Source organism: Gimesia aquarii (assembly GCF_007748175.1).
Classification (GTDB): domain Bacteria; phylum Planctomycetota; class Planctomycetia; order Planctomycetales; family Planctomycetaceae; genus Gimesia; species Gimesia aquarii_A.
Genome location: NZ_CP037422.1, coordinates 26,447 through 50,161, shown reverse-complemented (window position 1 = coordinate 50,161; position 23,715 = coordinate 26,447). Strand labels below are relative to the sequence as shown.

The 23,715-nt window shown below is 47.7% G+C and carries 19 protein-coding genes; 12 read left to right on the top strand and 7 right to left on the bottom strand.

All coding sequences use genetic code 11. From position 1 onward, the window contains the following. Positions 1 to 14 precede the first annotated feature (14 nt). The gene (locus tag V202x_RS00205) at positions 15 to 905 is read right to left on the bottom strand and encodes a DUF1559 domain-containing protein (RefSeq protein ID WP_145170095.1); all 891 of its coding nucleotides are present in this window, start codon (positions 903 to 905) and stop codon (positions 15 to 17) included. Positions 906 to 1,338: 433 nt separating this feature from the next. Between V202x_RS00205 and V202x_RS00200 the strand changes: the two genes are divergently transcribed. Together V202x_RS00200 and V202x_RS00195 are read left to right on the top strand one after the other, a co-directional pair. Beyond that, the gene (locus V202x_RS00200; RefSeq protein WP_145170093.1) at positions 1,339 to 1,728 is read left to right on the top strand and encodes a BlaI/MecI/CopY family transcriptional regulator; all 390 of its coding nucleotides are present in this window, start codon (positions 1,339 to 1,341) and stop codon (positions 1,726 to 1,728) included. Between the two features lies 1 nt (position 1,729). Further along, positions 1,730 to 5,941 carry a M56 family metallopeptidase gene (locus V202x_RS00195; RefSeq protein WP_145170091.1) on the top strand — a complete coding sequence of 1,404 codons (4,212 nt, stop codon included), beginning with the start codon at positions 1,730 to 1,732 and terminating at the stop codon, positions 5,939 to 5,941. Positions 5,942 to 5,949: 8 nt separating this feature from the next. Here the strand turns inward: V202x_RS00195 and V202x_RS00190 are convergent, their stop codons facing one another. Beyond that, complete coding sequence (locus V202x_RS00190) at positions 5,950 to 7,347, bottom strand: DUF1501 domain-containing protein (protein ID WP_232098742.1); 1,398 nt, start codon at positions 7,345 to 7,347, stop codon at positions 5,950 to 5,952. 203 nt (positions 7,348 to 7,550) lie between these two features. Between V202x_RS00190 and V202x_RS00185 the strand changes: the two genes are divergently transcribed. The 5 genes from V202x_RS00185 to V202x_RS00165 all read left to right on the top strand — a co-directional run bounded on the left by V202x_RS00185 (position 7,551) and on the right by V202x_RS00165 (position 12,486). Continuing rightward, positions 7,551 to 9,011 carry a sulfatase gene (locus V202x_RS00185; protein WP_145170089.1) on the top strand — a complete coding sequence of 487 codons (1,461 nt, stop codon included), beginning with the start codon at positions 7,551 to 7,553 and terminating at the stop codon, positions 9,009 to 9,011. A gap of 144 nt (positions 9,012 to 9,155) precedes the next feature. Then, the gene (locus V202x_RS00180; protein ID WP_145170088.1) at positions 9,156 to 9,641 is read left to right on the top strand and encodes a DinB family protein; all 486 of its coding nucleotides are present in this window, start codon (positions 9,156 to 9,158) and stop codon (positions 9,639 to 9,641) included. Between the two features lie 64 nt (positions 9,642 to 9,705). After that, positions 9,706 to 10,467, top strand: coding sequence for an SGNH/GDSL hydrolase family protein (locus V202x_RS00175; protein WP_197993136.1), 762 nt, complete (start codon positions 9,706 to 9,708; stop codon positions 10,465 to 10,467). A gap of 193 nt (positions 10,468 to 10,660) precedes the next feature. Further along, on the top strand, positions 10,661 to 12,259 hold the full coding sequence (locus V202x_RS00170) for an SLC5 family protein (RefSeq protein WP_145170084.1): 1,599 nt from the start codon (positions 10,661 to 10,663) through the stop codon (positions 12,257 to 12,259). Next, positions 12,256 to 12,486, top strand: coding sequence for a hypothetical protein (locus V202x_RS00165; protein WP_145170082.1), 231 nt, complete (start codon positions 12,256 to 12,258; stop codon positions 12,484 to 12,486). The genes V202x_RS00170 and V202x_RS00165 overlap by 4 nt, the downstream gene beginning before the upstream one ends. Position 12,487: 1 nt before the next feature. On the opposite strand, the gene V202x_RS00160 is transcribed toward V202x_RS00165, so the two are convergent. Next, positions 12,488 to 13,846 carry a DUF1501 domain-containing protein gene (locus tag V202x_RS00160; RefSeq protein ID WP_145170080.1) on the bottom strand — a complete coding sequence of 453 codons (1,359 nt, stop codon included), beginning with the start codon at positions 13,844 to 13,846 and terminating at the stop codon, positions 12,488 to 12,490. 240 nt (positions 13,847 to 14,086) lie between these two features. Between V202x_RS00160 and V202x_RS00155 the strand changes: the two genes are divergently transcribed. Then, complete coding sequence (locus tag V202x_RS00155; RefSeq protein WP_145170078.1) at positions 14,087 to 14,989, top strand: alpha/beta hydrolase; 903 nt, start codon at positions 14,087 to 14,089, stop codon at positions 14,987 to 14,989. Positions 14,990 to 15,039: 50 nt separating this feature from the next. Here the strand turns inward: V202x_RS00155 and V202x_RS00150 are convergent, their stop codons facing one another. The 4 genes from V202x_RS00150 to floA all read right to left on the bottom strand — a co-directional run bounded on the left by V202x_RS00150 (position 15,040) and on the right by floA (position 19,603). Further along, a complete protein-coding gene (locus V202x_RS00150) occupies positions 15,040 to 16,656 on the bottom strand; it encodes an alginate export family protein (protein ID WP_145170076.1) in 1,617 nt (538 codons plus the stop codon). A 361-nt stretch (positions 16,657 to 17,017) separates the two neighbouring features. Continuing rightward, positions 17,018 to 18,064: a 3-oxoacyl-ACP synthase III gene (locus tag V202x_RS00145; protein ID WP_145170074.1), complete on the bottom strand. Its 1,047-nt coding sequence runs from the start codon at positions 18,062 to 18,064 to the stop codon at positions 17,018 to 17,020. Positions 18,065 to 18,196: 132 nt separating this feature from the next. After that, a complete protein-coding gene (locus V202x_RS00140; RefSeq protein ID WP_145170072.1) occupies positions 18,197 to 18,406 on the bottom strand; it encodes a hypothetical protein in 210 nt (69 codons plus the stop codon). Positions 18,407 to 18,664: 258 nt separating this feature from the next. After that, positions 18,665 to 19,603, bottom strand: coding sequence for a flotillin-like protein FloA (floA, locus tag V202x_RS00135; RefSeq protein ID WP_145170070.1), 939 nt, complete (start codon positions 19,601 to 19,603; stop codon positions 18,665 to 18,667). A 379-nt stretch (positions 19,604 to 19,982) separates the two neighbouring features. Between floA and V202x_RS00130 the strand changes: the two genes are divergently transcribed. The 4 genes from V202x_RS00130 to V202x_RS00115 all read left to right on the top strand — a co-directional run bounded on the left by V202x_RS00130 (position 19,983) and on the right by V202x_RS00115 (position 23,714). Beyond that, a complete protein-coding gene (locus V202x_RS00130; RefSeq protein ID WP_145170068.1) occupies positions 19,983 to 20,444 on the top strand; it encodes a RidA family protein in 462 nt (153 codons plus the stop codon). Between the two features lie 205 nt (positions 20,445 to 20,649). After that, on the top strand, positions 20,650 to 21,894 hold the full coding sequence (locus V202x_RS00125) for an FAD-dependent oxidoreductase (protein ID WP_145170066.1): 1,245 nt from the start codon (positions 20,650 to 20,652) through the stop codon (positions 21,892 to 21,894). Positions 21,895 to 21,927: 33 nt separating this feature from the next. Further along, the gene (locus tag V202x_RS00120; protein ID WP_145170064.1) at positions 21,928 to 22,698 is read left to right on the top strand and encodes an aldo/keto reductase; all 771 of its coding nucleotides are present in this window, start codon (positions 21,928 to 21,930) and stop codon (positions 22,696 to 22,698) included. Between the two features lie 269 nt (positions 22,699 to 22,967). Continuing rightward, positions 22,968 to 23,714 (top strand): (Fe-S)-binding protein, encoded by a 747-nt coding sequence (locus V202x_RS00115; RefSeq protein WP_145170062.1) that lies wholly within the window; start codon positions 22,968 to 22,970, stop codon positions 23,712 to 23,714. Position 23,715: the final 1 nt, after the last annotated feature.

Below are 23,715 nucleotides of genomic sequence, written 5' to 3'. Positions count from 1 at the left end.
AAAGCAACAACGAATTAAAATTCCGGGATTACATCACCATCAGCGATATAACCAAGATCGCCATAGGTACCCAGAAAAATGTTTTCGCTGATGAATCGAACTGATCCATCTCCCAAGAGAAAGTGTGCCCCACCTGTATGCGAGCTGGTAAAGTTCCAGGAACCTGCACTCCCATTGATGCCATAGTAGGCACTCGTCGGTGATGTAATCGCGTTTTGTGTGTAATAGGCGCCATTAGAATAATTGCCAATCCAGATGGTGCCGTTTTTTGTTCCCTCTGTGCTCCGTTCACCGATGATGATCGTGTTACTTAAACCATCTCTGATATCACGAAAACGGACACTCGAGTTGTCATAAAAAGTTCCTGTCGGTTTCACACCTGCGGCAGAGGTTCGATACGTATTGCCGGCCACACCGGTGTAGTTGGATTTTCCATAATTTAATACATCGGTATTAATACCCCCCATCGGATCCGAGGGACAAATGAACGACTTGAGAATCACTTTGGCATAGGGTGTGGGTACAGTGGCACTGGCAGTGGTCATCTCTGTAATCGAGGTCCAGTTGACATCGAAACCACCCACTTCCCCAATTGAATTGTACAGAGCCGACTGTTCGATGAATGGTAATATGAACGTTCCCCAGCCCAGCAGATTACGATTTTCTGTGTCGGCAATGGGATCATTATCCAAATAACCGGGAGGCAATGTGTTATGCACATCGTGATAGTTGTGCATCGCAATACCTATCTGTTTCAAATTGTTCTTACAGGAACTGCGACGAGCGGCTTCTCGCGCCTGTTGAACGGCCGGAAGCAACAATGCAATCAAGATCGCGATAATCGCAATCACAACTAATAATTCAATCAGGGTAAATCCGTTAGACCTTTGGTTTCTTCGCAGCACAATTATGTCTCCATAAGTAATAAAGTTTTCAATGTGTCACAGGGTTACTATGTGAACGCTAAAAGGATTGCCGTGGGTTGCCCTTGTTATTTGCAAACAAGTGACGAAGTAGGTTGGCCCGTCGAATTTGTACTGGGTATGCACAGTGATGTTCTTAGTTGGTGAGTTAGACTTTTTTTCAAAAGGTTATTTACAACACTTGTGTGAAAATGTGATTGCCGAAATATGAAATATTGGCGAAGCTCATTCGTCATCCAGTCTGTCGCTTATCAGAGCCATTAGCTGAAATAAGAAACTTGATGATGTGAACAAAAATAATTTGTCAACTGAAATTAATCGCATATTGCTTTCATTGAATTATTTTCTTGACAAGTAAAATTAGTGTCAATACAATGACACATGTTAATGAATTGACACTCATTTGGATAAAACGATGGAAAAGAAGAGAAAACGCGAATTGGCAGCACGCGAACAACAAATCATGGATGTTTTATATCAACTCGAAAAGGCATCTGTGGCTGAAGTACGCGAAAAACTGACAGACCCTCCAAGCTATTCAGCCGTCAGAACCATGATCGGGCAACTTGAACGCAAAGGCTTCGTACACCGTGATCGCAGTGGTGTGAAGCACATCTATTCTCCTGTAAAGTCCAAGCGCACAGCCAGCCGTTCTGCACTACGGAGTGTGATGGAAACATTCTTTCCGAAGTCGCCCGGCAATGCCTTAGCGGCACTCATTGATGATTCGGCTAAAACTCTGACTGAAGAAGACCTGGATCGATTAGAGCAGGCCATTAAACGCGCCCGTAAAGAAGGCAGATAATATGAATCACGGTCTCTTCCTAACGACTGGTGATGACTTTTCTCTTTTTGGATTCACCGATGGTATGGCTTCATTTCTGCTGATCGGTTTGTCTATCAAGTGTTTTGTCTTACTCATGGCAACGCTGGTCATTGCACACCTGATGAAAACACGATCCGCAGCGGTACTCCATCGACTATGGACGTTGGCATTTTGCGGATGCCTTGTGATCCCCATCATCACTGTTTTTTCACCCTCATGGTCATTAGCCATTCTGCCGCGTTCCTGGGGTGCTCAGTTGAATTATGATGGAACCGCGACCAGCAGCAACACCGCCAATTCGAATCGTATCGTAAATCCAACCAGTGGAGATACCACTGTGCTGTCTGATGAACCGATGAATCCGCACAATTTTCAAATTCCTCATGCTGCACCAACTCCATCGGAGTGGGAACCGGTTCGTCCACAGGAGGCCGTAATTTCAACCGAATTGCAAAACAAAAATCGTCCCACCACGGTAAATGAATCTGGCACGTTTGTAATTTCCTGGAATCTAGTCATGATCCTCGTTTGGGTTAGCGGTATTTTTTTCTGTCTGTTGAGAACTGCCTGGTTTCAATGGTTACTGGCGCGTACCCTGCGTCGTAGCACTCTGGTTGACAAGCAAGAGTGGGCACGCGCCGCGGCCGACGCTGCGCAGTCTCTCGGCTTCCACCGAAGTATTGAACTACGAAGACTCGACGTTACACAATCACCAATGGTGACTGGCATCTTTCGCACGATTGTTTTACTGCCAAAAGATGCCGTTCTTTGGAACTCGGCGCGTTGCCGACTTGTTTTGTTACATGAATTAGCACACGCGAAAAGACATGACATACTGACTCAATCCATCGCGGGTGTTGTCTGTACCCTGTTCTGGTTTAACCCCATTTGCTGGATTGGCCTGCTTCAAATGCGTAAGCTCCAGGAGCTGGCCTGCGATGATCTTGTGCTTGCCAGTGGACAGCGACCAACAGACTATGCCGATGTTTTGTTAGATGTCGCAAGATCTTATCAGCATCAAAATCAAAATTACACTACGGCCATTGGAATGTCACATCGTGCTCATGTAGAACATCGCATCTTGGCACTCCTTGATCTTGCGCGCAGTCACATTTCACTTTCACCAAAGGCAGCGCGAAGACTTTTGGTAGCGGCAATGGTCGTTGTTGCGATCATTGGATCAATGCGCCTGCGATCTCAGGATGAACCATCACAGAATCCCCTCGTCGTGGACAACGAAACGTCAACCGAAGTGGCAGAGATACCCAAAGTCGAACCAGACAACTCAAAGTCAGCTGTAGACAAAGCCGCTCCACAAGAGAGCACGAACGATGAAACCCGCACAATGACCATTTCGATTCGTGACGAAAATGGCAAACCACTTAAAGGCGCCAAGTTACACAGGTCTCTCTGGTATCTCGATGATTACAAGGGGGAACGTTCACCCAACTCAGACCATGTTACGAGTTCTGACGGTCTCGTGACTCTCAAAATTCCACGCCGGCTGCATATCCTTCGACTGTGGGCTAGTAAGCCAGGATACGTCTCAGAATTTGTCAATTTTGCCCAGGGCACTCACGACCAAGGCAAGCGGATACCAGAGCAATTTAAATTTCAACTGGCACGTGGAACCAAATTGAGTGGCACTGTTGTTGATAAGAATAATCAGCCTATACCCAATGTGGTCGTCGACGTCAAAGTAACATCTCCCGAACCCTTGTGGACGGTAAACCCCAAATCCATCATCAGTTCATATCTGACTGACAACGATTCTAAACAGACAACGGTGATCACAAATAAAATGGGAAAATGGAGCATTAAAAATGCACCAGCAAAACCCGCCGGTGAAGACTATCAATTCCGCCTCAAATTCACACATCAAGATTACATTAGTGATTCAGAATGGGGAGAATTGCAGGACCAGCAAAAATTGACCACACCATTACTGCGAGACGGAAGTGGCAAAATCGTACTCTCTCCTGGTGTTGCGATTCGTGGTACTGTCATCAACACCGCCGGTGACCCTGTGACAAAGGGATTAATTATCTGGCACGACGAGCCCTACTATGGCTCTACAATTCACGAAGTTGAGATCGACAACAAGGGACATTTCGAAACCATCCCGCTCCCACCAGGAAAACATCCCATCACAGTCGTCGCTCCGGGATTTATGCCAGTACGCCAAATCGTCAATGCCACCAAAGCGATGGAACCACTCTCTTTCGAAATGAAGCCTGGAAAACGCCTTACCCTGAAGATCGTGGACTCCAACGGAAAACCCGTTCCCAAGGCCAGGATCAGCCTGGGGAAGTGGCGCGGTGTAGAATCGCTTTATAATCACCGACACCCCAATGTTCTCAATTCTCGGATACCCGTCCATTCTGATGAGAAGGGTGTGTATGTGTGGGACTGGGCTCCCGACGATGCTGTAACTTATGAGATTTATGCCAAGAAACTTGCTTCAAAAACTGTGACACTAGTTGCTACGGAAGCAGAACATGTTATCAAACTCGCTCCGCCCCTGATCGCTTCCGGTAAAGTCACAGACGCTGAAACTGGAAAACCAATCAAAGAATTTCGAGCTGTTCCTGTAATCGTGTTCCGTCCCCAATTTTTATCTACCTCGTTTAATCGCTCTGTTCCAGGTGAAAATGGCATTTATGAAATCGAGCTGAATGATGGTATGTATGATCGTCGACACCAAATTCGAATTGATGCCGACGGTTATCGTTCGGCGATGAGTGAAAACTCGTTCGCCCTGGGAGATAGTCGCGTTACACAAAACTTTTCTCTGGAACCAGCTAAAGCACATGAAGGCCTTGTTCTAGACAAGGATGGAAAACCCGTACCCTCTGCGGTCGTGGTCCAAGGCACACCTAGCATCGTACCTCACATAAACAACAACAAGCTCGAATGGAGTGGACAACAAATCAAGACATCAAAAGCGGGACGATTTCAACTGGCGGCTACATTCGAACCGATCCGCGTTCGCGTCATTCACGACATTGGTTTCGCTGAAGTGCTTCGAAAACCAAATGAAAAAATAGGCACGATTCAGTTGCAACCCTGGGCCAAAGTTTCGGGCAGGTTATTCCAAGATGGAAAACCCGTCTCAGACCAATGGATCTATTTTCGTCCAGTGCGGGATGGAAAGCTGGGGGAACCCCGATTCCAGGATTCCTATAGTGCTCTTACAGATGCAGACGGTGGGTTTGAATTCAAACGTCTACCCCCAATCGCGGGAAGCATCCAAGCATATCTCGGCCCCTGGCGAGATTCGCCATTAACATCGAGTCAGGCAATTCCTCTCGATCTACAACCGGGCGAAAATAAAAGGCTCACTCTAGGTGGAAAGGGAACTACCGTCACAGGCAAAGTTGTAGCGACAGGCCGTGGCGAAGCAGCTCTGAATAAGAACTGGTCACTTAATTATCTGATTCGACGTGATGGTGGTATCAAACTGCCAAGAGATTTTCCGATTCTCAGTTTTAACCCAAATGGCCCTGCCCAGGCATCCTGGTTCCTGGATCCAAATCGTTATGATTGGTTGAGAACTCGGCCCTATTACTTCGTAAAGCTGGCACCTGATGGCCAACTTCATATCAGCGGAGTGCCCCCTGGCGTTTACGATCTTGTGCTGAGGTTATATGAACAACCTGCGGGGTGCCTTGTTGAAACGGTTGGAGAAAAGGTTATCACGATCAACGTGACTTCATCCGATATTGCTTCGGGAAAGAAAGATATTGGAAATATTGAAGTGGCCTGCCGGGTCGGCCCACGGGTAGGTGCGAACATGCAGATCTATAAATTCACAGACACAACGGGGCGCGAGAATTCTATCAAAGATATGGAAGGACGCTATGTCTTGATGCATGTCTGGGCAAGTTGGTGCGTTCCCTGTCTCAAGACGATGCCAGATATTCAAGCAACCATAGACCACCTCTCAGATAAGCCGATTACACTCGTAGGATTGAATATCGACAAAGATTCTTCTAAAGCAAAGACCCTCGTAGAGCAAGGTGGTTGGAACTGGTCGCAAAACTACCTTGGTGACGAGTCTGACATGGCACGCCAACTGGCGATCAGCTCGGTCCCCACGTATTTCCTTATCGGCCCTGATGGTCTGCTTGTCGCTTCGGATACAAAATGGCTGGGCATGAAAGAAAAGTTGAGTGCCGTACTCAAAAAATAGCACGGCTATTAAAAGAGTCCTGGAATGATCTTACCAGCCGAGGCAACCTGGATGATTTCATTTGGCACGCCACGGGTAATGCGAAGTTCACCCAGATCGAACAGAGTATGCATGATACTCGTGACGAGATCTTTACGTTCGATGGGCTCAGTCTGTGGTTCACCGGCATGACGCGTGGACTGGCCGATGACCTGCCCCATCTTTAAACCACCGCCTGATAGCATCAAAGGCGATAAATTACCCCAGTGATCGCGGCCGCCATTTTTGTTCAACTTCGGAGTGCGCCCCATTTCCCCGGAACAGACCAGCAGAATGTCATCACTGAGCCCGCGGTCATGTACATCTTCCATGAAAGCAGACACGGCATGATCGAAGGGAACCCCCATGTAGTCCATGCCTTCTGCAACGCCAGCGTTATTTTTGTCAGCGTGCATATCCCACACAAAGTTCGTCGTGATTGTCACAAAACTACAACCGGCTTCGCAAAGGCGACGTCCCATTAATAACAGTTTTCCCAGTGATTGCGCATTAACGACATAACGTTCGTAATTCTTCCAGCGTTTGTCAATTTGATCTGGCTTGACCAGTGGTGCAGTATCATAACGTGCGACGATTTTGGGATCTTCCTTAGATAAATCGAAGGCTTTGGAAACACCTCCCATGATCACATCGAAGGCCTGTTGCTGTAGATGCGAAGACGCGGTAAAGGATTCACTTTTGTCTGCTGCCCAGCGAGCACGATCCAGGTTTGACAATAACAATTTACGATCATCGAGCCGATTTTGAGGAATGGAAAGCCTCATGTTCGATTGCAGGTCACCACCTGCACCGGGAACGAAGGGGGTATAAGCGCTGCCCATCGAACCATGTGAATCAAATTTACCGAACTTCGTGATGGCGGGCATCATCTTCTCATCAATGGCCCGCGGGAAGAGTACTGCGTTGGTCGGCATTCCATTCTTGGGATGATTCGCACCAACCACTCGCGAGTAGAGTGAACCAAGATTTGCATCGAGCGTATCTTTATGCACAATCGGCTTGATGTCATGGCGACTGTCGCCCGTGCGATAAGAACGCACGATTGACATTCGATCCGCCAGTTGAGACAGCTTCTGAAAAGTCCCGCCAAAGGTCACACCAGGAATTTTGGTTGTCACTTCACCAGTGGCACTGCGGATATTTGCGGGGGCATCCATCTTCGGATCAAACGTCTCGATCTGGCTTGGTCCGCCATGCATAAACAGGAAGATGACTGATTTATTTTTCAGCAACGTCCCCGAACCGGCAGCCTGTGCTTTTGCCGACAGGATTTCCGGCAGCGTCAGCCCACCTAACGCCAAGCCTCCCACCCGGAGGAACTCGCGTCGACCATGAGTCTTGTGGTGGTCGGTGAACGAAAGCATCATTTTACCTGAGCCTGAGGATATTGTCTGCTTTGATTATCGCCTAATATATCAATATTTGTTTATGTTATCCAGATAAAATTTGCCGTTGAAACGATCTCCGAATGGAAAATCAATCTGGTGATTTCATTCTCCTACGGGACACAGTATGATGAAAATGAGTAAATTGCGTTGAATATTCGAAGGTTCATTGAAAGGTACTTCTGATGCGATGGCTACTCACGATGGTTGTAATCTGGTCTGTTTGTTCGCCGCTCTGGGCGGCACAGAAGCCAAATATTCTGTTTATTGCCATTGATGACCAGAACGACTGGATTGGTTGTCTGAAAGGGCATCCTCAAATCAAAACCCCGCATATTGATCGGGTGGCGGCGAGAGGTACCTTGTTTAACAACGCACACTGTCAATCACCGCTTTGTAACCCCTCGCGCACCAGCCTGATGACAGGGCTACGTCCTTCTACAACCGGAGTGTATGGACTGGCCCCCTGGTTTCGTACGATTGGCAAGTTCAAAGACCATGTCACGCTCCCTCAATACCTTCAGCAACATGGCTATAAAACATACAGCACCGGAAAGATTTATCATGGTGGTTATGGACGAAAGAAAAAAGACCAGGAATTTAATGTGCTGGGTCCACCCGCGGGAGTCGGCGTCAAACCTCCGAAAAAACTGGTCAAGACGCCGAACCCACATCCGCTTGTCGATTGGGGTACCTTTCCTCATAAAGATGAAGACAAAGGAGACTGGAAAGTCGCGAGTTGGGCCGTCGATCAGTTAAATAAAAAACCGCAAGAACCGTTCTTTCTTTCGGCTGGTTTTTTCCTGCCTCACGTTCCCTGCTATGCGACTCAAAAGTGGTTTGATCTCTACCCTGAAGAGACCTTACAATTGCCACCGCTCCTCGAAAACGACCGCGATGACACACCTCGCTTTTCCTGGTACCTGCATTGGAAACTCCCCGAACCTCGATTCAAGTTTCTGCAGGAAGCCAATCAGTGGAAAAATCTGGTTCGTTCCTATCTCGCGTCGACTAGTTTTGTCGACAGTCAGGTTGGGCGTGTGGTGGATGCGCTGGAGAAAAACAATCTTGCTGAAAACACAATCATTGTCATTTGGTCCGATCATGGTTGGCATCTCGGCGAGAAGCTGATCACCGGTAAGAACACATTGTGGGATCGTTCGACTCGCGTGCCCTTAATTTTTGCCGGACCAGGCATTACGGAAGGCGCTGTTTGCAGCAAGCCAGTCGAACTGTTGGATATCTATCCCACATTGTTGCAGCTATGTAAGTTACCTCCCAAAGCGGGATTGGAAGGCCACTCATTGGTTCCTCAATTAAAAGACGCAAACACACCCCGCAAGTGGCCCGCCATTACCTCACATAATCGTAATAATACGGCAGTGCGCTCCGAGAATTATCGCTACATCCGTTATGCTGATGGTACGGAAGAATTCTACGACATGAAACAGGACCCGAATGAATGGAAGAATCTCAGTAACGATCCCAAGTTCGCTGCGTTAATCAAAGAACATCGCGCCTGGCTACCTACTATCAACGAGAAACCTGCTCCCGGCAGTAAACATCGCATCCTGCGTTATGAAAACGGGAAAGCGAACTGGGAAGAAGTCGATATCAAGGACGAAGATCCCATCCCTGAACTTTAACTTGATTCACCAAAATGAATCCTTTACAAGATAAGTGATACAAATCGGAATCCACTCAATCGACTGTGATTAGAATGGATCCATTTTTTAACATTCAGTGAAATATTGACGGATAATTTCTTATCACTTATGGAGATTCAATAAGTGTTTGAAAATGAAATCACACTCAACCAGTTCCTCTTGGATCTGCTCGCAACCATGATGGCGGATCTGCCTGAGGAGTGTCTCTTCACTCCGGGGCAAGGGCATGGACATCCTCCGGTCTGGATTCTGGGTCACCTCGCGATTGTTGGTGAAATGGGACAAACTTTCCTGGGAGGGAGCTTGACGCATCCTAAATGGGCTCCCCAGTTTGGCCCCGGATCGAGTGATGAAGTTGAGCCGGACACAAGCTTGACGTGTGAATCGCTGATCAATGCGAATACAAGTGCTTACGAAACATTGAGAACATTGGCAGCCAACGCGGATGCAGCAGCAATGGCACAACCTCATCAGGTCGAACTGTTGCACGGCACAGCCATTGAAACGAACGGGCAACTGCTGGCGCATATACTAACCAGCCATGTCGGCTTTCATCTGGCGCAACTCTCCAGCTGTCGCCGTGAACGTGGCATCGCCGCTCTGTTTTAAGAAGTTGCTTGCCTGGCATGTTAGACAACTCAATATTATTGCATCACAGACAGGACTGTTATCCATGTTTTATCGTGCTGTATCTTTCATACTCTGCTTCTCACTGATTATAGGTAGCCTGCTTTATCCTTCGCTGCAGGCAGCAGAGAAAGAGCCGACAGAACAATTCACCATCGTCACATTCGGTGATTCCACAACGGCGACGCGCGGTCCGCTGGTTGTCTATTCTAAGATTCTTGCGAAAGAACTTCCGCAGTTGGGTTTTCCCGTCAATGTGATCAATTCCGGAATAGGGGGAAACACGACTTCACAGGCGATGGCCCGTTTCGAAAATGATGTATTGCGGCACCAACCTGATCTGGTGGTCATTCAGTATGGTATCAATGATTCCTCTGTTGATGTCTGGCGAACACCACCGGCAAAGCAGTCGCGTGTCTCAAAAGCAAAGTACGAAGCCAACCTGCGATCTCTCATCAAACAACTTCGAAATAAAAATATTGAAGTGATTCTGATGACACCCAATTCGATGCGATGGAACGAAAAAATGAAAACACTCTATGGCAAGCCGCCCTATGATCCCGACGATCCTGATGGATTTAACGTGTTTCTCAAATCGTATGCGGCGATCGTCAGAACTATTGCGAAGGAGGAAAAGGTACCGTTGATCGATGTCTATGCTGCCTTTGAAAACTACGCAAAAGCGGAAGGACATTCCGCCCACGATCTCCTTTTGGATGGCGTGCATCCCAATACAGCAGGTCAGAAAATGGTGGCTGATCTGCTGATCCCGCAAATAAAAATGATTCTGATCGAAAAGAAAAAATGATTGTCCATATCTGAATATGCGTAGCATTCTCATCGCTGAAAAGTGTGTCTGGCTTGATTTCGAGACGGGAAGAGTCGATTTATTGATTCATTGATTGTATCGTAGGGAAAATTCTCTCTGACGTTCTGGTTATTTTCTGTCAGAGATCTCTCGGTCTTTCGTGATCTCAGATGCATTCAAGGGTGAATCAACTATGCAGACTTTGGCATCCCTCGATTATGCCGTCATTGTAGCTTATCTGGTTGGGACGTTGGCCCTGGGACTTTATATCGGTTCTAAAATCAAGACCGGTGCCGATTACTTTCTGGCTGGACGACGACTTCCCTGGTGGGCAATTGGCATGTCATTGGTGGCAACCGACATCGGTGCCGTTGATATTGTGGGAACCGGAGGTGCTGCTTTTTCGCATGGGCTGGCCGTTGGTAATTTCGAGTGGATCGGCTGTGTACCGGCTATGATCATCGGGGCGTTTATTTTCATTCCCTTCTTCTGGCGGAGTGGTGTTTATACGATTCCCGAATATATGGAACGTCGATTTAATGTCGCCGTTCGCTCTGCGTTGGCGGTTTGCTGGCTATTGTTCATGGCCTGCAACCTGGGCATCATGTTACTCGCTTCCGCAGAAATGATGCATCCCCTCCTCGAAATCGACAAAAACTACTGTATCTATCTGACCGCATTGCTGGTGGGCGTTTATACGATTTCCGGTGGTTTAGCAGCCGTCGTCTATACCGACATGATTCAATGCGTCATCATGATTGGTGGTTGTTTACTGGTGCTGGTCTTAGGCATCATTGACATCGGAGGAGTTGAGCAATTCCATGCGGAGATTAAAAAGCAGGAACAAGTCCAAAGAGCGAAACAAGCAGAAGTTGCTGCTGAAGAGCAAACACTTGATGCCGCACAAGATGAACTACATACTTCTTTGATTTTACCTGCCGACGCGGATACACCCTTCCCCTGGACGGGGATCTTCTTCGGACTGGCTTTGATTTTGAGCCCCGCTTACTGGATTGGTAATCAGGCCATTGTGCAGAGATCATTGGGCGCAAAAACGGAATTTGATGCCAAAGCCGCTTATGTGTGGGGCGCGTTATTAAAGAACCTGATACCGGTCGTCGTAGCCGTACCGGGCCTCATTGCGTTTGTGAAATTTCCTGAGCTGACCGACGGAGATCAGGCGTTTCCTGAACTCATTTCACATTTGCTCCCCATCGGTTTGAAGGGGTTATTTCTGGCAGCGTTTCTGGCAGCGTTGATGTCCAGCATCGATTCCTATCTGAATTCGGCATCAACAATTGTCACCAACGACTTTTACAAACGTTTTTTTCGCAAAGATGCCAGTGATGAATCCTTACTGAAAATTGGACGGATCGTTACGTTCATTCTCGTGCTCTGGGCCATTGGCTTTTCCTTCTTTCTGATGACGCGAAGCGAGGGTATTTACACAATTTTCCAGACTTTGATGGCGTTCTTCCAGGGACCCGCCTTTGCCATTTTACTCACAGGCCTCTTATGGAAACGGGCGACGGGAATTGCCGCCTTTGTCGGCTTCGTGGTCGGCGTCTGTTTTTCGATTACCTTATTCACACTGAACCATGAGGTCGTCTATACCTCACTGGGGATCGACCCTCTGTTCCAGATTTCAGAACCATTCCTCTATTTCTCGATCTGGGCTTTTGTGGTCGCTTTCTCTCTGATTGTCATTATCAGTTTCTTAACGAAGCCAGAGCCGGCAGAAAAAATTGAAGGCCTGGTCTTCGGAACCAAATCACAAAAGAGGCAAGCATGACGCCCTTACATCACATTGGTAATTTGATTCGCGACCTTGTACTTCAGGTTCCGCTGTGGTGCGTAAGATTGCTCTTTATCGGAACGCTGGTTGCTGTTTTATTGTGGGTCTTACAGTTACCACGGGAAACAACGACACCGGAGAATGCGACCCACTGGTATCAGAATCTGAAAATCTGGGCTTGTCTGGCGCTGGCAATTCAAATTGTGATTTACAGCGTCTTTTGATTTAGCTTTTCAATATCTGCTCAATCGGCTTAGCACCATGATCGGCGAGAGGAATGGGCCGCCCGATGTTGGACATATTCTGTTTTTCCGGATCAACGCCCAGTGCCTTACATATGGTCGCCATCAAATCGGGAACTGCAACGGGTTGATCGGTGACTTTCATGCCGTCTTCGCTTGTTTTTCCGATGACTTGTCCGCCGCGAATGCCGCCCCCACCCAATACGGTGGTCCAGGCGGCTGGGAAATGATCGCGGCCTGTGTTCTGATTGATTTTCGGGGTACGCCCGAATTCACCCATCCAGACAATCAACGTTGAATCTAAAAGTCCCCGTTGTTCGAGATCGGTCATTAATGTTCCCCAGGCAGGGTCCAGGACTTCACTTAAACTTTTGACCGCTTCAAAGTTTTGCTGATGGGTATCCCAACCAAAGGCATTCGTTCCCTGCACTCCATTTAATGAAACTTCAACAAAGGGAACTCCCTGCTGGATTAAGCGCCGTGCCAAAAGGCAGCCTTGACCAAACCGATTCCGGCCGTAGGCATCTCGCAGCGTGTCCGATTCCTGATCAAGTTGAAACGCTTCAATAGCTTTGGAACGCATCATCCTTACAGCTGCTTCGTAAGCACTGCGATGGCTGTTTGTGGGAATGCCCGGATGCGTGGCAATAAAATCATCTTCCAGATCTTTCAGGATCGATAATCGGCTGTCAGCCTGCTTGCGTGTGATTCCCTGCGGCAAGGCCAGATTCTTCACTTTCAAAGCGGTGTCTACATTTTGGTCATCTGTTTGGATCAGGCCGGTCCCTTCCCCCACGACCAGAGGCGCATATTGCGGTCCCAGAAAACCGGGCCCATAGGCATTCGGACTCAATGTGCTGTTCGGGGCAATGCTGACAAAATTGGGTAGCTCCGAATGGGAAGCGCCCAACTCTTTACTCAACAGTGATCCCATCGTGGGATAGCTGAGAGGACCGGAAGGCAAATAACCGGTGCGCAGTAAATAAGTCGCACGGGTATGGTCCCCCTCTTTGGTACTCATCGAGCGAATGGGAACCAGGTGTTTCATCACGCTCGCCAATTTGGGCAGGTGCTCCGAAATTTGAATGCCCGGCACATCGGTATCAATGGGTTTGAACGGTCCCCCGTTTTCATGCTCGGGCTTTAAGTCAAACGTATCACACTGACTGGGACCCCCCGACATCCAAAGCAGGATGCAGGCACGCTTTCTCTGCGGATCATCGGCTGTTTCCGCCGCCAGACGTTGTAACCAGCCGGACATCCCTGTACCGAGAACTCCTAATGCAGAAAGCTGCATGAAATCACGCCGGGATAGATTTCGATTTTTATTTATTCGACTCATGACGGGCGTCCCTGAAGAAATGTGCCTCTGTTCCTATTTTAGATGGATTTTTGAAACAATTGCGAGAGTTTTCTGGTAAGAATTCATGATCAAAGCCTACTATGATCATGTCGCTTTCCTTTTTTATTTCAGTTCATAAAAACTATTCGTTAAGATACTACCAGGCTTGTGATTTTTTTTAATGAATTCCGATTCGTATCGTTTTTTTGCCGATTTCAACCTAAGATCAGGTGTGACATCATGTTGACTCCGCAGACTGGCTGTAGATTTTCTCTTATTTGCCTGTTCCTCTTAACCCTTTCCGTCAAAACGGTTACGGCATATGAGGCATCTAACCTTCCCTACCAACAACAAAAAAATGTAGTGTATGCGGAAGTACATGGCGTGGGTCTCTTATTGGATATTTTCACCCCTCAAAGTCAGCCTAACGGATTAGCCATTGTTGATGTGGCATCGGGCGCCTACCATTCTGATCGCGGGAAAATCCGGGACCACAAGCGGGCCAAAATGTTCGATATTTTTTGCAGTCGAGGGTACACGGTCTTTGCTGTGCGACCCGGGTCGATCAAAAAATTCAATGGTCCTGAAATGCTGGAGAATCTGAATCGAGGCATTCTCTGGGTCAAAGAGCATGCCAAAGAATACCAAATCAATCCCGATAAGCTGGCATTACTGGGAGCTTCAGCAGGAGGGCATCTGGCATGTATGGCGGCAGTCTCCGCCTATGATCCACAAGCAAAAACCCGTGTGAAAGCAGTGGGTGTCTTTTTCCCGCCCACCGATCTGATGAATTATGGTGGCTTGAAAATCGACATTCGGGGCAACGACCCACTCGCAAATTCCATTCGGCGGCTGATTACACCCAAAGGCTCTGAGACCATCGCCGAAGATAAGCTTGATGAATTGCGGACAGCCTTTTCGCCCGCCAGACTTGTGAAACCAGGATTACCTCCCTTTCTCTTCATTCATGGAACAGCCGATTTTATGGTTCCCATTCAGCAATCTCGAACCATGGTCGCCGCACTGGAGAAGGCCAATGTCCCCGTCACGTTAATCGTTAAAGAAGGGGGTGGCCACCCCTGGCCGACCATTCATGAAGAGGTAGAAAAAATGGCGAACTGGATCGATGAACAATTAAAATAATCGAACATTGATCCATTCACATTGAGTGATTCACTTTGAAGGTTCGCATCCTAAAATCTCAAAGTGGTCTGCACATAAAACTGTGTTGCCGTATTTCGTGGCGGAATGTTCGTACCCACAAAAGATCCATACCAGAACCAGGAATACCCGGCTTGAATATTGAAGTTTGGGTTAAAAGTATAAGTCGCGATCATGTCGAGTTCCTGACCGATATCCCGACTTCCACCCAATGTTCCGACAGGAGCACCAGCTACGTTATAAAGAAAATCGTTGGAGGTCGCTTTTTCAAACCAGTGGAACGCGCCCACGAAGTCGATTTTTTTGGCTGGTTTCAAATTCATCTGCAAGCTGTAATCATAGAGGTTCTGTCCCGAGAGATTATCGATAATCCCCCAATAGGCATGTCCTAATGGAAAGAGCGTATTGAAGGTGTTGTTGGTGCCTCCATTGGGATTCTGGTTACCTGACCCCCAGTAGAAGAGTCCGCTCAAACGTGGCTGCCAGGGGAGTGTTTTCCATGTATGCCCTAACACCGAAGTAAAGAATCCTGCAGACACTCTTTGACCGTTGTCGTTTCCAAACTGGTAGGCGGTTTCTGTTTCGAATTCCCAGATTCGGCTAACTTCACAGTACTCATTCTGAATTTCAGACGTGGTTCTAAATCTGGTTCCGATGGTATGCCGCGAACCATCAGGACGATTTGGAGTTACTGTTTCATCGCGCAACCAGAGGTAATAAAGATCTAGCAACTGTGGTGAGTCTGATAGAAATGTGAGATAGACTCCGCTGAATGTGACCGAGGTATCCGGCTTATCTCTTCCGCTGTCGAGCTCGGTAAAGGGACCATTTCCTGCAGCACTATTTACAGGGTTCGTCACAAATGCATCGATATGCAAGGAATCAGAATGGTGAAAATATTTAAAGCCTTCAAAGTTGCGTCGCGTGTTTGACCAGTCCAGAGGAGAGACGAGCCGCTGCGCACCATAAAGCAATTCCTGTCGACCATAACGGAAATAGGCAGGGTCCCCACCCCACTCATTCAGTTTAATATCAACAAAAGCATTTTGTAGATTCCAGCGATTGATATCAATGGGCGTTGGTGCAATGTCATTGTCAAAGATAGAACCATCCAACAATTCCACATAGAATCGCAGTGTCTCATTGAGATGCAGATCCACATATTGACGCCAACGCCAGAGATTATAATCCGTTAAAGCGGGACCACCCGGTCTGAGACGGTTTTGCTCGTGCATCCAGCGATGCCGTATCTCACCTCCCACTGATACGATGTGGGGCGCACATTCATCACCAAAGCACATCATTTTCAGTCTCTCCCCTAGCAGTGGGGGACTCGACGGATTGTTAATATACGCCTCAAACGTGTTATCAAAAAAAAGTGCCTTGTAGGGATTCGTTGCCGGCTTCGGTGGCAGGGGATCGTTTTCGATGATCTCTTCTTCTGTCTCTGTTACATCTACTTTCGGTTCTTCCTGTGAAACTGGTTGAAAGACCTCTTCAGGCTCTTTGATTTCCGCATCAATTCCATCGTATTTCGCTTGCGCGTTCGGAGATGGTGGAAGCTCAGCTTGAACTGGTTCTGCTGATACCGTTCCTTTTGTCACAGACAAAGTAATGAGACTCAGAGATAAAATGACGCTTGGACGCATTTCGCATTCCTTGCTGATACGTAGTGAGTTGAAGAATTTGAGGTTCTATTAATTGTTGGAATGAATCACCAGCAATTTCTGAACTGCGCGCAACAAGTCCTCCTTTTGATGGATAACCTTTCCTTTGGATCGGATTATAGCGCTCAGAATAATCATCCCGTTTGTTCGGTTTTGAAGTAACTGACTCAACTTAGGAACTAGAGAGTGATAACTAAGTCGAAATCCAAATTGACAACGCAAGCCGAACCTTTTTGCCAAAATACCCAATCGGCAAAGTCCCCCTAATCAAGCCTTGACTTAGGAGTAAATGTTGGAAAGAAGAGAGTGCTTCAGAGATAAACTTTTTTAGTCTATCCCAAAATTACCACTGGACACCCAGCATTAAAGAATTGAGTCCACTGCCGATTCCCAGTAAGGCAGCATGGTCATCTTTCTGCAACTTCTGGTTTTGAATACCCAGCGCCCAGGCCATTGGCAAGGCGGCAGCTCCGGTATTACCAAGCATTTCGACCGTTGGATAATCCAGACCCGGATCAAGCCCCAGTTTTTCCAAAAGTAACTTACGATGGGCTTTTCCAACCTGATGCGTGAAAACGCGGTCGACGTCCTCATTGTTCCAACCCAGTGTTTTTTTTGTTGCCTCCCAGGTGGGGATCGCCAGATTCACACCAGCAACTAAGAGTGACTCTGAGTCTGTCTGCATCCGGGGACGATGATCCCCATGCTTTTGTGCTTCTACACCTCCCGCACAGAGTTCGTGACTCGAAGTTTCCGTTCGAAAAGTTCCACCTAATAAGCGGTGACCCGTTTTACTCAGACTCCGATCACAGAGCAGAATCGCAGCCGATCCACTCCCAATCGTGAGAGAAGCGAAATCATTTTTAATGGACTTGCGGGTTAACGTCGTGTCATGTAACAGATCGTCGATTGTTCCTTCAACCAAATCGCGACCGACTTCCGTACCGACTACCACTCCAGCACGAATTTGACCCATTTCGATCATATTTGCCAGAAACACCATACCGTTCAATAAACCAAGACAGGCATTACTGATGTCAAGTACCAGAGCGTCTTGGGGCAGACCCGCTGCATGATGCACACCACTGGCAGTAGCTGGTTCCAGTTGATCTCGACATACAGAACCGTGAATCAAAGCCCCCAGATATTCACGATCCAGTTGGCTTTCTTCCAGTAATTGGTTGACGGTTTGCGCGCTGACCGTACCCGGCAGAGTCCCGGGATCAAAAAACCGCCGCTCCTGAATCCCCGTCATCAATTCCAATCGACCAGCAGGCAAACCGAGCCGTTCATAGACGGGAGCTAAACGCGCTTCGATTTCATCAGAAGTAACGATGTTGGGAGGCAGAGTACAACTCACACCTTCAACACAAACATGCTCATAACGCATAGATGGCGTGATATTCCCATTCAACAGGTATATTAACTAAGCGATCGACAGACAATTAATCATCTGCGCGCAGAAAGAAACACCTATTGAATTGAATCAGGGAAGCAAACTCAACCGAAGCGCTCTAAAATATTAAACCTGAGAAGCACTTTGTTTGCGTGGTGAAGAATTCAGAGTGTCAACCAGGGTTTCAATCTCGTTGAGTTTCTCTGTGCGGCTCCGAACATATTCGGGAGTCGGCTCTTCGACTCGTAACTTTTCTGCACTGCGTACGTAACGCAAACCTGATAACAGGAGGTCCAGTTGTTTTTCCGTAATATTTATTGTTGCTAAGTCACTCATAAGTAAACAAAAACTCTCTCGAGGTGGTCCGGAGAATTCAGTCCACAACAACCTCCTGCTGCTGTTACTGACATAATATTAGTCAATCACCAACCAAAATTTCAACCAGTATTTACAAAAACACATCCTGTCTGGCTTTTTTATCATCGACTGACGCTACAAATTAGCTTTGATAGCATTTCTCATGCTGTTCAATCCCTTACAGACGGATTGATTGACTCGACCGCTATGGTTTCTGAACACTGAACAAAAAGTAGTCTATTTTGCTGCTCGGAGGCTTCCTTCTGAGAAGGCTTCTGCCATTGCCAGCGGAATCTCTGCTTCGGCCAAAACAACTTTTGCCTGGTTTTCCTGAGTTCTAGCTAACATTTCCTGCTCTGACGCCACGGCTTCCGCTCTTCGTTCTTCTGCTCGGGCCTGAGCAACACGCACATCGGCCTCTGCCTGATCTGCTCTCAAACGGGCTCCAACATTCTCGCCCACATCAATGTCGGCAATATCAATCGATACAATGGAAAACGCGGTTTGTGAGTCCAAACCGCGATTCAATACCTCCCGCGCAATGACTGAGGGATTCGCCAGCACCTGTTTATGGCTTTCACACGAACCAATGGCAGAGACAATTCCTTCACCCACACGAGCAATAATGGTGTCCTCTGTCGCGCCCCCGACTAATTGTTTCAAGTTGGTTCTTACCGTGACTCTTGCGCGTGCTTTGAGTTGAATTCCGTCTTTTGCGACACCATCCAGCGTCGGTCGACCGCTTTTCTTAGGATCGGGGCAATCGATCACCTTAGGATCTACGCTTGTTTCGACAGCAGTAATAATATTACGTCCGGCCAGGTCAATGGCTGATGCGGTATCCCAGTCCAGATCGATGCCCGCCCTGTGAGCAACAATCAATGCATGGACGACACGATGCACGTTTCCTCCCGCCAGATAATGAGCCTCAAGTGCTTGTGTGTGGACATCTGTAAGACCTGCTTGAACAGCCATGATCTTCGAATCGACGATGACCGAGGGCTTCACTTTTCTCAGTGACATAAATACCAGGGAAAAAGGGCCGATTCGGGCACGCGAACTAAACGCCTGAATCCATAGCTTGAAATACCGGGCGAATAGTGCAAGAAAGACAATGCCTAATAAGACACAGATCCCGCCGATCGCAAACGCCGCAACTGGCCAAAGCTCATCCATATTCTTCTTAACTCCCTTACGAGTATTTGTTTTGAGACGAATGCCTCTCGAATATCATAACTACCTCGGGGTAAAAACCGAAAGTATTTTTGTCTGCTTTTCGTATTTTTCACTGTGATTATAACAGGAAAACGAAACGAGTCCCGTTTTGGATCATTCTGTTTTTCAAAAGAGTGACGTTCCCACGATTGGAAATCACTTTTCCTGTATTTATTCTAGAGGCCATCTTGGCTCGAAAAGGCCCAAAATGCGGTTCGCTGCGTAAATAGAGACATATTTCACCTTCCCATGTAAAATTGCCTGGTGAAAACCAGTGTAAAACTTCTAATGACCTGCCTTACCTCTTGTTTTGAAACTATCAAAGAATCAGGAAACCATCATGAGCGTTGAAGCAAAAATTCAGGAACTGCAGTTGGAACTCCCCGAAGCTCCGAAACCAGGTGGCATTTATAATCCTGTGGTTCAAGTGGATGACTTGCTGTATGTCTCCGGGCATGGACCAGTCAAATTGGACGGCACAATGCACACCGGACGTGTCGGCGACGATTTAACGGAAGAACAAGGTGTTGAAGCCGCCGAAGCGGTCGGACTGACCATGCTGGCCACACTCAAACAATATCTGGGCGATCTGGATCGTATTGAACGATTTATCAAAGTCCTCGGTATGGTGAATGCAGCACCAGATTTTCAACGACACCCACAAGTGATTAACGGTTTTAGTAATCTGATCGTTCAGATCCTGGGAGAAAACGGTCGTGCCGCTCGAAGTGCTGTCGGCATGGGCTCACTTCCCGGCAACATCGCCGTCGAAGTCGAGGCCATCGTTCAAATCAAAAGTTGATTCGGGAGATTTCTCGCTGAATCAACGGAAATCAGACTGTTGCGGCCATTTTTTTCTAGACTGCTACTCTGATCAGTATTTTAGGCTGGATTCGTCTATTCGAATCGAGTCAGACATAGTAAAACCGGAGGTCATTCGAAATTACTTTTTGATGTGTGGTTGATAAAGATACATGTAAATCTTTATCAGAGGAAGGATTCTCCCAGTGCCAAAAGTCGATTTGATTATTTTTGGAGGCGGCGTTGCCGGACTCTGGACTTTAAACGAGGCCAGCCGGCGGGGATATCGTTGCATTCTTCTTGAAGCGTTCGAACTGGGAAGTGGCCAGACCATTGCCTCTCAAGGAATCATTCACGGAGGTTTAAAATACACGCTTCAGGGCATGATGACCGGATCCGCACACGGAATTCGAGAGATGCCTCTCATCTGGAGAAACGCATTAAAGGGCGAAGCGCAGCCTGACTTATCGGACACTGAGATACGATCCCATCATTGTTATCTCTGGCGCACCGATTCTGTTTCCTCCCGGTTGGGAATGTTTGGGGCCAAAATGGGATTACGGGTTGCGCCCCAAAAGCTCTCTGCGGAAGAGACTCCTGAATTACTCGCTCAATGTCCCGGTTCCATCGCTGTAATGGAAGAACAAGTCATCTCGCCACAAAGCCTCGTCGCCAATTTGTCTGCTACTCTGAGAGATCAGATGATTAAATATGACCCGGAGCAGCTTTCGTTTCATTTGGATGAAGACAAACAGATCTCTTCGATTCAGATTCCCGATCCAGACGGAGACCCACTGACAATTGAAACGGCGGCTGTCTTATTAACGGCAGGCAGGGGAAACGAGCCGCTCAGAACTCTGGCGCGACAGCAACCGGGTTCTGAGAATCCGGTCATGCAAAAACGCCCACTTCACATGACACTGGTGCGTGGCGCGCTCCCTCAATTTAATGGACACTGCGTCGATGGCGCGAAGACGAGAATCACGATCACATCGGATACGGATTCACAAGGCCGAACTGTCTGGCAGCTAGGTGGTCAAGTTTCTGAAACAGGTGTCAAACTGAATCGCCTTGAACTGATTCAGCACGCAGCCCGAGAACTATCGGCTTCGATCCCCGGTATTAATCTATCCGGTCTGGAATGGAATACGTACTCCGTAGACCGGGCAGAAGGTGCAACGAAATCGGGCTTAAGGCCTGAGACACCACAGATACTGAAAGAAGGCAACTTGTTGACAGCCTGGCCGACAAAATTAGCATTGGCGCCCCGTCTGGCGACAGACATCTTTCAACATTTGGATGAGATGAATGTGAAACCCACGCTTGAGGATTCACCCTGGAAGGAATCCTTTTCCGCTTTACCTCGACCACTGGTTGCCCAACCTCTCTGGGAAACAGCAGAAAACTGGGTGACGCTTGACGATCTTAACTTTCTAGAAGATGTAGCCTGATTTTTCCATCGACACAATGAAACTCCGAGAAACATGCAATATCGACCTTTAGGAAACACTGGCTTTTTAATCAGCGCGTTGGGTTTTGGCGCTTTCAAGATTGGCCGAAACCAGCAAATCAAATATAGCCAGTCCTACGATCTGCCCGATGATGCAACAACCGACCATTTGTTGAATTCCATTCTTGATCTCGGAATCAATCATATCGATACCGCTCCCGCTTATGGAATCAGTGAAGAACGAATTGGTCGGTTTCTTGCGCATCGTCGCAAAGAGTTTTTACTTTCGACCAAAATCGGTGAAACATTCGCAAACGGGGAATCCACTTACGACTTTTCTCGTGCCAGCTTGCAGTCCAGCATCGAGAGAAGTCTGCAGCGATTAAAGACAGATGTACTTGATATCGTACTGATCCATTCCAACGGCGATGAGGAATCGATTTTAAATGACTCGGATGCCGTCGAAGTCTTACAGACAGCAAAACAAGCGGGCCAGATTCGTTGGATCGGTCTTTCGGGAAAAACGGTTTCGGGAGTCACATCGGCACTCACCTGGGCGGATGTTTTGATGCTTGAATACCATCTTGAGGATCGTTCGCTCGAAGATGTCATTCATCAGGCAGCACAACAGGGAATCGGCGTCATCATCAAAAAAGGACTTGCGTCAGGGCAGCTGCCACCAGAAGAAGCCATTCCGTTCGTACTCAGTAACCCCGGCGTCAGTAATCTGGTCGTAGGCGGGCTCAATCTGAAGCATATTCAGACGAACTGGCAAACCGCCGCTTCTGTCAGACCTGCCGCGTAATGCATACGTCTGAGTGGTTTACGAGATCGACTCCAATCTGGTGACTCAGAGAGGCCATCAACCACCGCTTCTCCAAGAAGACGCTAATAAATCAACAAACTTTAGTATTGTGATCGATTCCTTTTTTTAGGGATCTGACTCATTTAGGTGCACATCAATGCCTCTTCTATCGGCGTCGGCTTGGCAATCGGAACTGATCGGACTATAAAGGAGAGGAGTTCATAACAATTTTTCTATACCTCCCCTGATACCCCGTTTGAGTTCTGAAAATGGCACCCCAAGTCGGTCTGTTTATTCCCTGTTACGTTGATCAGCTCTACCCGCAGGTAGGCATTGCCTCGCTGAAGATTCTGGAACACTTTGGCATCGATGTTGAATATCCCGAAAGCCAGACCTGTTGTGGACAACCCATGGCAAACACCGGTTGCACGAATGAAGTCGTTCCACTGGCCAAGCGCTTTCTGGAAATTTTCAAGTCCTATGATGCCGTTGTTTGTCCTTCGGGCAGTTGTGTTTCCATGGTGAAACACCATTACGATGAATATTTCTCTGAAAACAAGGAATACGACGAACTCAAAGCAAAGACCTATGAACTTTGCGACTATCTGACCAGTGTTCTGGAGATCAAAACACTAGCAGGACGCTTTCCGCACAAAGTCGGTTTGCATCAAAGTTGCCACGGTCTTCGTGAACTCAGACTAGCCAGTTCCAGCGAACTTGTAAAAGAACCATTTGGTCCCGCACGGGAATTACTTGAGAGTATCGAAGGGCTTGAAGTGACCCAGCTTCAGAGAGCCGATGAATGTTGTGGTTTTGGTGGCACCTTTGCCGTCGCGGAGGAAGCCGTCTCCTGTATGATGGGAGAAGACCGCGTTCATGACCATGAACAAGCGGGAACAGAAGTGTTGACCGCCCTCGACATGTCCTGCTTAATGCATCTGGATGGAATCATCCGCAGACAAAAGAAACCGATTCGGGTGATGCATATCTCCGAAATTTTTGCCGAGTGTTTATAAC